This is a genomic window from Paenibacillus sp. FSL R7-0026, assembly GCF_038004485.1.
GTDB lineage: Bacteria > Bacillota > Bacilli > Paenibacillales > Paenibacillaceae > Paenibacillus > Paenibacillus xylanexedens_A.
Map to the genome: position 1 here is coordinate 323,174 of NZ_JBBORG010000002.1, position 13,622 is coordinate 336,795.

General features: G+C 47.1%; 10 protein-coding genes. 6 read left to right on the plus strand and 4 right to left on the minus strand.

Features of this window, described 5'->3' with window-relative positions:
- Positions 1-213 precede the first annotated feature (213 nt).
- From MKY44_RS30415 to MKY44_RS30430, 4 genes are all read left to right on the plus strand, one after another.
- Positions 214-1,131, plus strand: a complete 918-nt coding sequence (locus tag MKY44_RS30415) for an ArsR/SmtB family transcription factor (protein ID WP_017690213.1) — start codon at positions 214-216, stop codon at positions 1,129-1,131.
- A 271-nt stretch (positions 1,132-1,402) separates the two neighbouring features.
- Complete coding sequence (locus MKY44_RS30420; RefSeq protein WP_341010245.1) at positions 1,403-2,320, plus strand: helix-turn-helix transcriptional regulator; 918 nt, start codon at positions 1,403-1,405, stop codon at positions 2,318-2,320.
- A gap of 83 nt (positions 2,321-2,403) precedes the next feature.
- Complete coding sequence (locus tag MKY44_RS30425) at positions 2,404-2,913, plus strand: DinB family protein (protein WP_341010247.1); 510 nt, start codon at positions 2,404-2,406, stop codon at positions 2,911-2,913.
- Between the two features lie 11 nt (positions 2,914-2,924).
- Positions 2,925-3,494 (plus strand): YdeI/OmpD-associated family protein, encoded by a 570-nt coding sequence (locus tag MKY44_RS30430; protein ID WP_341010249.1) that lies wholly within the window; start codon positions 2,925-2,927, stop codon positions 3,492-3,494.
- A 73-nt stretch (positions 3,495-3,567) separates the two neighbouring features.
- On the opposite strand, the gene MKY44_RS30435 is transcribed toward MKY44_RS30430, so the two are convergent.
- A complete protein-coding gene (locus MKY44_RS30435; protein WP_076251351.1) occupies positions 3,568-4,431 on the minus strand; it encodes a helix-turn-helix domain-containing protein in 864 nt (287 codons plus the stop codon).
- 176 nt (positions 4,432-4,607) lie between these two features.
- On the opposite strand from MKY44_RS30435, the gene MKY44_RS30440 reads away from it, so the two are divergent.
- On the plus strand, positions 4,608-6,122 hold the full coding sequence (locus MKY44_RS30440) for a glycoside hydrolase family 43 protein (RefSeq protein ID WP_341010318.1): 1,515 nt from the start codon (positions 4,608-4,610) through the stop codon (positions 6,120-6,122).
- A gap of 315 nt (positions 6,123-6,437) precedes the next feature.
- Positions 6,438-8,738, plus strand: coding sequence for an AraC family transcriptional regulator (locus MKY44_RS30445; RefSeq protein WP_341010251.1), 2,301 nt, complete (start codon positions 6,438-6,440; stop codon positions 8,736-8,738).
- A 150-nt stretch (positions 8,739-8,888) separates the two neighbouring features.
- Here the strand turns inward: MKY44_RS30445 and MKY44_RS30450 are convergent, their stop codons facing one another.
- From MKY44_RS30450 to MKY44_RS30460, 3 genes are read right to left on the minus strand one after another with little or no spacing between them, the layout of a single operon-like run.
- A complete protein-coding gene (locus MKY44_RS30450) occupies positions 8,889-9,941 on the minus strand; it encodes a glycoside hydrolase family 18 protein (RefSeq protein WP_341010253.1) in 1,053 nt (350 codons plus the stop codon).
- 5 nt (positions 9,942-9,946) lie between these two features.
- Positions 9,947-12,580 (minus strand): transglutaminase domain-containing protein, encoded by a 2,634-nt coding sequence (locus MKY44_RS30455; RefSeq protein WP_341010254.1) that lies wholly within the window; start codon positions 12,578-12,580, stop codon positions 9,947-9,949.
- 7 nt (positions 12,581-12,587) lie between these two features.
- Entirely contained in the window at positions 12,588-13,610 is a 1,023-nt protein-coding gene (locus MKY44_RS30460) for a carbohydrate-binding family 9-like protein (RefSeq protein ID WP_341010255.1), read from the minus strand.
- Positions 13,611-13,622: the final 12 nt, after the last annotated feature.

Genomic DNA, 13,622 nt, shown 5'->3' on the forward strand with positions numbered 1-13,622 from the left:
TATGTGAACTGATTAACACTTATTTTAACTGGAATAGTGGACAAAATATAGATTATATTTTCGTATTTGCGCTATACACAAAGGTTTTGGCTTCTATTTCTCCACCCTTCCCTTCCATGAGGGAATGATTTATAATTATCTGAAATAAAACATATAAATGTGCAAATGTCTGTGTCGAAGACTTTGTTCAGAACGGGGAAAGGAAATCCACCTATGATTTATATTAAAGATCTGATGTCGGGTGTGAATATCTTCAAAGCGCTCAGTTCGGAAATCCGGATTCAGATCATCGAGCTGCTGGCCAAGAACCAAAGTCTTAATCTCAATGATCTCGCAACCAAGCTGGGACTGAGCAATGGCGCTATCACAATGCATATCAAGAAGCTTGAAGAGAGCGGATTAATCGAGATCAACACCGCTGTTGGCAAACATGGAATTCAGAAGATATGTTATCTCAATGAGGAAAAATTGATGGTTGATCTGCGTTCACAAGAGATTAACAATCGTTATGAGGTGGAAATTCAGGTCGGTCATTACAGCGATTATCAGGCTGCACCTACATGTGGTCTCGCTACCCGGGACAGCATTGTTGGAGAGTTCGATGATCCGCGGTACTTTGCTGATCCACTGCGAATTGATGCGGAGATGATCTGGCTGGCTGAAGGTTATCTCGAGTATCGGATTCCCAACTATCTCAAACCTAATCAGTCCTTTAGCGAAATTCAGTTGTCGATGGAACTGGGTTCGGAGGCACCTGGCTTTTGTGACAATTACCCTTCGGATATTTACTTCTATGTCAACGGTATTGAGATTGGCTGCTGGACAAGTCCGGGGGATTTTGGCAATACACGCGGTACCTTCAATCCGGAATGGTGGCCTCCCCACTTGAACCAGTACGGCATGCTGAAGCTGATCCGGATTACACAGGAAGGCAGCTATATCGACGGATGCCGCATCTCGGACGTAACGCTGGACCAGATTGGGCTGGATTACAAAAGCGATATTCACTTCCGCATTGCGGTTACGGACGGACCTTTGAATAAACGGGGATTAACAATATTCGGTAAAAACTTCGGAAACTATGGACAGAATCTGCTCGCTCGGGTTCTCTATAACGTGCAAGAAGAGTAGAACCGGCTCTGACTATTCACTCGATATTAAATTCGACCGATCCGCTAAAGTAACTGTTCAACACTACAACAATCATGTGTCTTAGAAAGGGTGCTATCCAGCACTCTTTTTTTGTTTCATCACACCTAAGAACTTGTCCAAACATGTTGGAACAAAACATACAGGATGATATGACTTCTATAGACCCTCTGTAATCCTCCATCTTGTTCATCATGGCGTGATATAATAATGGCCTGTAATGACAAAATGGAATAACGGGCGGGGATACCTTTTGAAATTGGAGCGATTAATCTCAATCATATACAAACTGCTGAACCATGAAGTGTTGTCTGCTTCCACCTTGGCGGAAGAGTTTCAGGTGTCCCCAAGAACGATCTATCGGGATATTGATGTAATCTGTGCCGCCGGCTTCCCGGTCGTCTCCCATCAGGGACTCAAAGGCGGCTACGGCATGATGGACGGATACAAGATGGATAAAAGCTTGCTTGGTTCTTATGATGTGGATTCCCTGATCACGGTCCTGAGCAGTCTCTCCACGGTCTTTGAAGATGCACGTGCTCAGGGTACAATTGAACGTCTGCAGACGATTGGACCGGAGCATCAAACCTCAAGTCTGTCTGTGGATCTGGAGACTCGCCGAACGGAACCCGATGCCCTTCCTCATCTGCGTAAAGGTATTACGGATCATCAGGTTGTCCGTTTTGACTACATCAATACAAAGAATGAACATACACCCCGCCATTTGGAACCGGTAAGACTTCATTTTAAATATCGTAATTGGTATGTATATGGATTTTGCCAGACACGGCAGGATTATCGCGAGTTCCGACTGTCCCGGATGATGAACGTGCAACTGACATCGGGACACTTTCAACCCCATCTTGAGCTTCCCAAAGAGACGGTTGTCTCAGATCCGTCATGGCAAGATCAGGTAAGTGATGTGGTATTTCGGGTGAACCCGGAAGCGCTCGCGGAAGCCATGGATCATTTTCAACAGGCAGATAAGCAATTTCACGAGGATGGAAGTATGACAATGCGTATCTCGGTTCATCAACCGTTACAAGCCAAGTGGTTATGGTCGTTTCTGCTTAGTTTGGGTAGTGGCGCTGAGGTGCTTGAACCGATTGAATTACGAGACATTCTGAAAGAACAACTTCGAAACGCACTTAAGCTCTATGAAGAAGTATGACACGCTGTTGTCATACTTCTTTTTTTATAATCATCTCAGTAAGTTAACCCAATCTATCGCCAAATTAAAGGAGACGATCATCAATGAATCATCCGGAACAAATGTATAACTACCACGCATGGGCCAACCAAACCATCCTGGGCAGAATAAAGGAACTGCCCCCTTCTGTCCTGAGTCAGGAAGTGAACAGTTCATTTCCAACCATTGCTCACGCACTCAGCCATATCTATACAGTGGATAAGATGTGGTATCTGGTGTTAACTGGCACCGGTATGCCCGAGGCACTGCAAGCATGCATACCACTCAATAGTGAAATTCACGGTACTGTGGATGAGTACATCCAATGTTTTACCGACCTGTCGGCACAATACAGTGAGTGGTTACGAGGCCAAGCTGATCTGGAGCAAACCATTCTACTCGATAATCCATTTGCAGGAGTTCGTGAAACCAGCTTATCGGACATCGTAATCCATGTGGTTAACCACGGAACCTATCATCGAGGCAATGTTTCTACCATGCTGCGTCAATTGGGGCATGCCTCCATCATGAATGACTATTCACTCTTTTGGTATCAGGAACCGGCTCAAGTATAGTTGACAATCGGATGGAAAATGTACATTGTATACCCGTGATGTCGAGGGATGAATTGAGAAATTGGTTGCAGACGCATGGAACAGTCGAGAAATCTTGCTGGGTAATTATAAGTTTGAAACCATTACCGAACACCCTGCTGTATTTGGACGTGGTTGAGGAGGCACTCTGCTTTGGCTGGATCGATGGAGTCAAAAAGAAAATATCCGAGACTCAATTAGCACAGAGATTGTCGCCTAGAAGGAAACGCAGTTCGTGGACTGAATTGAACAAGGAACGTGTCCGCCGTCTTGAAAAGTTAGGCTTCATGCATGACGAGGGTAGACAGGTTCTTCCTGTTATGGACCCGAATGCTTTCATTATGGATGGTGTGATCGAACAAAGGCTGAAAGAAGACCATCAGGTTTATGCAAATTTCATGGCCTTCCCTGCCCTGTATCAAAACGTTCGGATCGATACGATCCAAAGTGTTAAGAATCAGCCAGCATTATTCCAGAGTAGATTGGATAAGTTCATAACCAACACAAAGGAAAATAAAATATACGGTCAGTGGCATGACAACGGACGGCTTTTGGACTATTGAATTTTCCCTGAGACAGCAGACAGGACCTCCATATGAGGAGGCCCTGTTTTGGTGTCTTATATTCGGTCAGGTATTAATGAGTCTGTCTATATGTTTTGGGAGACTTGCCAAAGGCTTTCTTAAACTGGCGGGTGAAATAATTACTGTCGTTAAATCCACATTCATACGAAATTTCCGTGATGGACAGATTCCCGTTTTTCAACAAATGACACGCCTTCTCCAGACGCAACTTTTGCAGATAAGAGATCGGGGTCATCTGATAATAGGATCGAAAAATCCGATTCAGATGCCTTATTGAGATATTCGACTTCCCCGCAATATCCTCTAGCGACAGTGGCTCCAGATAATGATCTTCAATAAATGAAATGGCATTTGCCAGATGCATCAGATTATTACCTTCGATCCCTTTCTCCTGCGTATCATATTGCCTCGACAAATAAACAACCATCTCCGTAAGACGTGAGATCAACATCGTCTGATACCCTTGCTGTTTACTCTGATACTCCTCAATCATGAACGATATCAGCGATTCTACATACTCCAGACTGGAAATGGATAACGCCAATTTACTCGGAAAGGAGTGAATATTACGATAAAACGGTTCCAAAACAAACAGCGCCTGGAAGCCGTTAGATTTTCTCAGATCGGGCCCAGCCGAAGCAAGCATTTCGGGACTGAACATAATGTTACAGATTCTAAAATCATGAGGGTCTTTATATGCGTGATGGGTGTCCCCATTAATCACAAATGCGTTCCCTTTTTTAATAAAAAATTCCTCGGTGTTCACCACATGGGTTGCATGACCACTCAGAACAATGACAAGTTCCGTAAAGTCCACATGATTATGAAGCTCCATGTCTTGGTCGTGTCCACCATACTGAATGAAAAATGGAAACTGTTGATCCGAAGTAAACCATCTCAAATATGCATTACTCAAAAGCATTCCCCTCCGCAACCATGTTGGGTTGAATGTCTATATCATGCTATTCGAGGACCGAAAAATCAAGGTTGGGAATGATTAAAGACGATATAATTCCCCTAGTAGCAAGGATAAATTTCATACGTTCACGTTCAGACTCATACTAAACTCTCGAAATGAATAGGAGCATAATGATGAAATATACCAATCCGGTGATTCCCGGGTTTTATCCAGATCCAAGTATCTGCCGTGTAGATGAAGACTATTATCTGGTAACCAGCACCTTTGAATATTTCCCTGGTGTGCCCATCTTCCACAGCAAAGAGCTTGTGAACTGGCGACAGATCGGCCATGTCCTCACAACAACGGAGCAACTCCCTTTAGCGAACGCGGGCAGCTCTGGCGGTATTTTTGCCCCAACACTCCGGTACCATGATGGCTGGTTCTACATGACAACAACCAATGTCAGCGGCGGCGGAAATTTTTATGTACGTAGTGCCCAGCCCGAGGGACCATGGTCTGCTCCAATTTTTGTTGATCAGGGCGGCATTGATCCCTCTTTTCTCTTTGATGATGATGGACGTGTATACTTTCAAACTGCTTGTAATGGCAATGAAGGCGAGGGCATCTATCAGTGCGAGATAGACATCACGACCGGAGCCAGACTGACCAATAGTCGATTGATCTGGACTGGAACCGGAGGAGCAGCCCCCGAAGCTCCCCACATGTATAAAATAAACGGCCTCTATTATCTGATGATCGCTGAAGGTGGAACCGAGTATGGCCATATGGAGACCATCGCTCGGAGCACAGAGCCATACGGACCATTTGATCCGTGTCCTCATAATCCGATTCTGTCCAATCGGAGCATGAAATCCAGCATTCACGCAACCGGTCATGCAGACCTTGTCCAGATCCAGGATGGAAGCTGGTGGGCCGTATGTCTGGGCCTTCGTCCAGCAGGTTACCCCATGCGACACCATCTGGGACGCGAGACCTTCCTGGCACCTGTCACTTGGACGGATGACGGTTGGCCGATAATCGGTGTGGACGGACATATTGAACCAGAGATGACCGGACCTTCATTGCCTGAGCATCCTTGGTCACCTCGGGCTATACGGGATCATTTTGACGAACCAACTTTGGACATGAACTGGATCTTCTTACGGAACCCGGCTCCGAATAGTTGGACGCTCACAGAAAATCCCGGGCAACTCATACTGCGGGGTCAGCCGGTTTCACTCGATGATGGAGGAAATCCAGCCTTTGTCGGACGTCGCTTGAGCCATTTCTTATGCGAAATGGCGGCCGAGCTGCATTATGAACCAAGTGCGAGCGGTGAGGAAGCTGGATTAACCTTATTTATGAATGATAAATATCATTACGATTTGGCTGTAACACAGGTCTATGGGCAGAAGAAAATCGTATTGCGGCGAACCGTCGGCTCTCTGCGAACCGAACAGGTGCTTGACTGTGACACGGGGCCGGTTGTATTACAAATCAAGGCTGACCGTAATCACTTCACGTTCCTCTACCAGCAAGGTTCATCCGATGCCATCGAAGTGGGTTCAGGGGAAACACATCTGTTATCTACCGAAGTAGCAAGTGGTTTCACAGGTGTGATGATCGCCATGTACGCTTATGCTCCATCGGGGGAGTGTACGCCTGCAAGTTTCGATTGGTTTGACTATGAACCTCTGGACGAATAATCGTTGTAACTCCTATATTCAGTAATAGAAAATATAATATATGATCAGCTAGAATTATCCCCTTAAAGTAGTTACTCTTTGAAAAGCCTTGTGTGGTAGCATAAGGAAATGAGTGAACTTTGAGGGGATTTTGCTATAGCTATATCTTTCTTACGGATTGCACAGGAATTTATAAAAGAACCATTGCTTTATTAGAGAAGTTCTCCTAGTATTTTTAGAAGGAACACCCCAGCAGCTCCCATCTTGGCAATAACTTCACTGCCCATATGAGAGCGCTATCGCTGCAGCACGAAAGAAAAACGGGAGGTTGCAGATATGAAATGGAATCACTTCAAGTCCAAGCTTCTGTTTAAGTACACCCTATCCTATATCTCCATTTTCCTTATCCCTCTTGTTATTTTAACCATCATTATTTATCACAACGCTGTGGACACGCTCCGTTCAGAGATTGAACAGACCAATGTCAATCAGCTCACTCAAGCCAAAACTGTCATTGATGATCGCATGAAAGAACTCCAAGACATCGCTTTTCGCATCGCCTACGATGAGCAGTTAACGCGGTATTGGACCCACCATCCGTACTATAGCCGGGAATCAATCGGTGCATTGGTCAAATACAAAGCCACCAGTTCCATTATCGATGAGTTATTCCTGTTCTTCCGTGGAGATGATAACATCTATTCTTCTCAAGGTTCTGAGAACCTGGATGTATTCACTGGCCGCTACAAATTTACTACGTGGAACAAAACAGACATGATCCGGGATTTGAATAACGTACAGTCCCCCACAATACGTCCAGCGGAGCAGGTCGTCCAAGGAACCAGAATACCCAATTCCATGCTGGCCTACCTTGTACCGATTGCACCTAACAATACGCCCGCCCATGGAACCGTCATGTACTTGATTCACGAGTCCAATCTGACGGGCCTAATTGATTCCATCCTCAGCGACTATCACGGGATGACTTATATTTTCGATAATTTCGGGCAAGTACTGGCAGCCAATTACAAGGGAGAAATCATATCCGAACAGGAAGTTAACGCTCTGTTTGCTCTTGAACCCGGAACGCACAGCATCTCCTTAAATCAAGAACCACATTCGGTTGTATCCGTTAAATCGGATGCGGGTTGGACTTATGTAACCGCTATGCCCAGCAACCAATTTTTTAGTCGAATCGTTCATATTCGCACCTTTGTTGTTCTTGTTTTCTCCTTCATGGTGGTGATGGGCACGTTCCTCGCCATTATGTTGGCCCGAAGACAGTACCATCCGATTTCAGACTTAATGGAGTTCATTCGGTTGAAGAATGATCCTGATCCATCCTCAACCACCAACGAGCTGGAATGGATTAAGAAAACACTGCATGATTATAGTCAGCGCGTAGATCTTCAGGAGCCCTATGCTCGCAATCATATTTTGCTCATGTTGCTGAAGCACGGTCACACCGGAGATTTCCCTTCTGAGTTTACGGATAAGCTTGGCATACGCTTTAACCGATCCCATTATTTTGTGATGACCATGGGCTGGGAAATGCATGCTTTTCCTATCGGTGATAACCCCGAGCAACCTACTGTCATGCATCTGATGAACGATGTGGAGCTGCCGGAGTTGTCCGCTTATGCTTACGGCGTGGAGCTGCCACAGGCAGACCAATTGGCCCTTATCGTAGGATTCAATGCCGAAATTGGGCACGAAGGTAGCCTGAATGTCCGTATGGAGCCTATTGTTGAAAAACTGCAATGGATGGTGACAGAACACACCGGGGTCGCCCCCGCAATCGGGATAGGCAATCGGTACACTTATCCGAAGCAGCTGAATCAGTCCTACATTGAGGCCTCGACCGCTCTGGAAGCATCGATGCTGCATGGACAGGGCAGCAGTACATACTTTAACAACCTTTCTGGTTCCGGTGTACAGGATTCTTCCTTCTGGGTCCCTAAGGATGTGTTATTAAAGCTGGTTCAGAGCTTAAAACAAGGCAGCTATGATGTGGCGGTTCAGATGGTATCAACTGCGTTGAATACCCTGAAATCCGAAATGCCGTCTGTACCGTTGCTGCGTTGCATCTGCTTTGATATTCTGAATACAATGCTCAAAACCGCCTCGGAGCTTGGAATCCATCATGTGGTTGATCAGCTTCCAAGAATCACTTCCTACGACTCGTTGGAGGATCTGGAGAAAAAACTAACAGGCCTTGCCGCCGAAATCTGCGCCCATGTCGAGGCAAAGAGTGAGACGGAAGAAAGCTCCCTGATGGATGAAATCGTGGCTTATATCGATGCCAATTTCTCTGATTATGATCTCAGTTTAGGTACGATTTCATCGAAATTCACGATCTCTTCATCCTATTTCAGTCGTTCTTTTAAAGAAAAGATCGGCATGAACTTTACTCAATATATCTGGCAGAAACGGATGGATGAGGTCATTCGACTACTACTGCATACTACCGATCCGTTAAAAGATATCATCACGCGCGTCGGTTATCTCGACACACCAAACTTCATCCGTAAATTCAAGAAAGAGACGGGTTATACCCCAGGGCAATACCGTAAAATGCACCGCCCCAACGGCTCCGCCGATTCCCCTGATGATGATGACGAGGAATGTATTGGATAAATGGAGAGAGCGAATAGCAGTGCCTGATTCATTAGACCAAAATAACGCAAACAAGGGGCCGTTCTATACGTCATGAGCATGACGTATAGAACGGCCCCTTCATATGTTTTTAGTCCGTATACATAATCTGATTCGTCGCGGCCGGCGGCCTTATCCGATTTTCCCAGCCGAAAGATCCTTCAGCCCTTGATGCACTGCACCCAGCAAACGGTGAGTCGGATCACAGCCGTACTCCCAGAACATGATCCCGGCCAGACCTCGATCCTTTACGTAATCACATTTGCATTGGATCGATTCTTCATCATCATACGATATTAGGCTGGACCCATTAAACAGAAACGGTGCACAGGCTTCTTCATCCCAATAACGGGTGTAACCATTCTTGTTAATGTACTTCGCTTCCAGCTCGGCAAATGACGGACCGTAGCCGCCTGTGCTGCCAGCCATTTGATGGAGCCCGTGGTTTCGGTCAGGGACCTCAGTCCAGATCCGGGAATAGAACGCAGCTCCGATCACAATCTTCTCCTTCGGAACGCCTGCGCGAACAAACAGGTTCACGGAAGCATCCGTACTGATTCGAAACAGATCTCCGGTTGGCGTGTACAGATTCGTATGATGTCCGGTCAGAACCTGAAAACCGCCGCGCATATCATAGGTCATCAACTGCACGTAGTCCAGGTACTGCTGCACCTCAGCCATCTCTGTACCATCAACGTAGTATTGATCAGCCCCTGCCGCAATGGTGAGCAGATAATGACGGCCATCCGCTTCTCCCTTGGCACTCAGTGCCTCCCGGATCGTCTTGAGAAGTAAAGTGAAATTCCGTTTATCATCAGGACTGGATGCGATACCAGCTTCACCGTAACAAGGATATTCCCAGTCCAGATCAATCCCGTCAAAAGGAAATTCCTCCAGCACCCTAATCGCCGATGCAGCCATGCTGTCCCTCCCCGCCTGGGTTGAGGCGGCTTCGGAAAAACCGCCTGCGCTCCATCCGCCTACAGACAGCAGCACTGTAAGATTCGGATGTTCCCGCTTGATGTGCTGGATCACATGGCCGTTTTTTAAATGCTCGGTGGTGATTGCATCATTTTTGACATGTCCGAAGGCTATGTTCAGATGTGTTAACTTTGACAGATCCTCATGTGCCATATCGGGGAGAACTGAATCCACAGCATAACCCGCAGCAATATATTTGGTCACTCTCTTCACTCCGATCCGTTCGATGATTGATATATCGCAGCAGCTGTCTGTAAGGCTTCCTTCCCAGTACCGATCTTGTACCCGGAAGCCGAATAACGAACTTGATGCTGATTATCCAGCACGAACAGATGCGGATAACCCGCTTCATGAGCCGCAGGCTTCGAAATGAAGCCAGACAAGGAAACATAACTGGAATCTCGTACAAAAACCGTGCGTATTGGCAGCTTTGGATAACCAGCAGGGTCAAAGGCAGCGTTCCATTCCATATCTCCGATCATGAGTACGATGGGTATACCCAGCTTATCCAGCGGCTCTGCCAGCTCGCACAGTTCACGAATTAGATGTTTGGTCGGTTCCCGCTCCGGTTCAATCCAGGCAGCAATGGCACTCTCCGATCCCAGAAGTTCCTCCAGCTCTACCTCTGGACCATCCAGATGGGTCAGTATACTTCCTGGTGCCAGTTTACCAAGTACAGGTATATCAACCTCGGTCTCGCGATAAGCCAATACAACCTCAGTGGTATCTCCGGCGCGCACGGTAAAGTAAACGAATCGTATTTTTGCCGTTCCATCTTTCAGACGAATGCCTGTCGTTAAGCGATAAGCTCCTGCCTCAACCTCATATGGCTCGCTATAGACATCCGTACTGCCATAAGGATAAATCAACGTCTTGTAGACGCCTTCTTCCAGACGGGCAAACGAGAAGTTTTCGAAATAGGATGCTTCAGGTGTATCCTGCAAAGCTTTTATATCCCTATGAAGTTGGAGCATTCCCCAGCTTGTGCTCTCCTGAGTTAGAGGTGAGGTGAGACTAAATACTGCATCCTCCCAGCCTCTGTCACTTAGATACTGTGGTTTCTGTGCGCTCGGATGTAATCGGGCCGGAATACCCAAACTGCGACATACAGCCACAAACAAAATATCCAGTGACTGAGAGTCCCCCTTCATTAGACTAAACGTCCCTACTGGATTCCCTTTGCCTTTTAGATTAGGAAGATCGTCATAGTATTCATATTGCTGTTCCAGCATTCGGGCAAGTGTCGAGGGATTCTCCCTGAACGCTGCCGCCTCATCTGCCGAAAAGGCATTCTGGAATACACCCCGATAAGGGACTAGCATCTCATAGGAGATCCGCGGACACAGGATGTATCTTACAAACGTATCTTCCGCCCATGATCCTTGCTGCGAGAGTGCACCGATCAGATGATCATCCAGCGTCTGGCGAAAAGTATCAATTAAATCTTTTTCATTCATCGACTCCAGCAAAAGGAGCGGCCACTCACCGTATGGATTGGAACGTTCCTCTAGGAAACCTGCAATTTCACGACTGTTCCCTCGTGCCTTCTGGAGAATATCCCATACACGTACCTGGGGCAGTCCAACCGAATGAGCCAGTGAGACAGCCTCCTCTTGACTCAGGAAAGTATTCTCATACCCGCTTCGGGTCTTTGCTCCTTCCTCCAGACGACAATTGTGAATCTGAATCTGCTCTTCCGATAACGCAACCGCGCTCTCTCCATCCCCTTCTGGAGGAGGAACCATTTCAAAATCCACGACCCCTACCGGCTGTTCTGACGAATCCAGTACAAGCTCTACATGGTCGTTTCCCTGAGCCTTGAATAGGATCTCACTCCACTGGCCGCCGCTGACCGCACGAATCAACAGGTCGCCATAGCCTGTCTTTAAGGTCGCTCCCCCTTGTGCGTCCGTCCTCACTTCGGCAATCGGATAGAACTCAGCCGCATTGTACAGTTCAATGCGGACGTTAGCTCCAGGTACGGGCTCTCCCTGCTCATTGTTCACTTTCACACGAATGGTGCGCGTCGGTGCATAGTTCTCAAGCAGATTAATTTCCGTAAATCCCTTTTCGGAGAGCGTTATATCCTCCGGTCCAGGATACTCGGCATAGATTCTCGTATTAATGAGCATGGCCCTGCGGGCTGGCGGGCTGAACCATCCTTGATTCAGACGAGCTTCCGGCTCGCATGCCCCGATGTAATACCATTGACCATCTGCCCAAGCTTCTACCCATGCATGATTACTATCACAGTGAGCCCAGCGCGGTGTATAGACCTGACGGGCAGGGATGCCGATGCTGCGAAGAGCAGCCACCGCCAGCGTGGATTCTTCGCCGCATCGACCACGAGCATTCCGGATCATCGTCAGCGGTGATATCGTACGCAGATCGCTGCCAATATAGGTCGCTTTCTCATGACACCAGTAATTCGTCTCCAAAATTGCATCTGCCATGGATAAGTTATTAGTTCGCTCGGCTAATTCGTCATACAATAAGCCTCGGTAATCTTCAATATTTTCCGTATTTATCCGATAAGGCAGCACAAAATGAAGAAACAAATGATCCGGAACACGTTCTCCCCAAGGCACACGTTTACGGGTGTCCAAAGCCTGGCGCACATGGCTCAAGAACAAGTCCCCGTTATAATCAGCCATGTCATTTACCGGCATGTAGGCATACACATACTTCAATGCCCATGTCTCTTCTTCGGTTAGCTTCTGTTGAAAAATATCAAACAACTCTGTTTTGCGGGCGTCTGCAAAACGTACCTTCTCCTGGAACTTCTGCTCAATCCTCTCCAATGACTTTGCCTCAAGGGAAAATACCAAGGTTTGGCTGGTCATGATTAGCTCACTCCTTCCACAGCTTTCCGTCTTCCCGAATACAGATTAAGGTGGTGCCGTCTGAGGATGGCGTACTAATCTGGAATAGGCTACGGGTTGTTTCAATTACAGGCTGGCAAATCAATGATTCCTCACCCATAAGCAGCTTCAAATTCTGTGTAAATTCACCATGGGTTTCATAATAATTGCGTTCTCGGTAATAGAGCCTTCGAAGCTCCCATTTAATTCGCTCGTCTTCCGGCAATTCAAATGACTGATCGGTTCCCTCATCCGAGAATACGACATAACCCCACAACTCCGGGTAATGCATGTTGATAATGCCCATAGGTGACCAAACCCAGTTGTCTTCCGGATAAGGTTTGCCCGTATCTGGATTCAGCACCTTGCGGTACTCACCGTCCTGCACCTCTGTCTGCCACTCCACACGCGAGAAGTTGACACGCCAGAACTCACCCGGCGCAGGTGGACGGTTTCCTTCGGCGCATTCCTTTAGACTGGTCCAGGGAATCGCGACTTCCACGCTCCATTTCCGGTTCTCTGCACCAGGTCTGTTCAGTTCCCCATCGATATATACGGCCGTCTTGAGACCGCTAATATCCCAACCGTTAACCGGAGGCCCACCATCCCGATACGGCTTCACTAATAACAGGTCCCATACCGTATTGAGCGCATTGATCTCGAACTCATAATATTGATGGGAATCCCCGTCAGGATCGATAAAAATCTCAAAGTCATTGTCATAGAAAATAACGGAATCACGCTCGGTCAACGTAGCCCATATCTGATCTTCAATCAGCTCGGCAGCAAAATAGAAATAGTCGTCATCCCACAGCATTTTGACCCGTGTCTGTTTCCCGGGCTTCGGACGAAGATCCCCTTCGATATCAACGAAATCATCTGTCCAAGGGGCCGCATCCCAAAATGCCTTATCCACACGCCCATCTAACACCAGCGGTTCCTGCGCACGCTTGCATATATAATGTTTGGGAGCATACTCAATCCTGGGTTCTGGCACTCCACTTCTGTTCATGTCGCTCTCTCC

Coding starts and splice junctions, on each gene's coding strand:
- MKY44_RS30455 (WP_341010254.1), bottom strand. CDS start 12,580: ATGACCAGCCAAACCTTGGTATTTTCCCTTGAGGCAAAGTCATTGGAG.
- MKY44_RS30460 (WP_341010255.1), bottom strand. CDS start 13,610: ATGAACAGAAGTGGAGTGCCAGAACCCAGGATTGAGTATGCTCCCAAA.
- MKY44_RS30425 (WP_341010247.1), top strand. CDS start 2,404: ATGAATCATCCGGAACAAATGTATAACTACCACGCATGGGCCAACCAA.
- MKY44_RS30440 (WP_341010318.1), top strand. CDS start 4,608: ATGAAATATACCAATCCGGTGATTCCCGGGTTTTATCCAGATCCAAGT.
- MKY44_RS30415 (WP_017690213.1), top strand. CDS start 214: ATGATTTATATTAAAGATCTGATGTCGGGTGTGAATATCTTCAAAGCG.
- MKY44_RS30430 (WP_341010249.1), top strand. CDS start 2,925: ATGGAAAATGTACATTGTATACCCGTGATGTCGAGGGATGAATTGAGA.
- MKY44_RS30445 (WP_341010251.1), top strand. CDS start 6,438: ATGAAATGGAATCACTTCAAGTCCAAGCTTCTGTTTAAGTACACCCTA.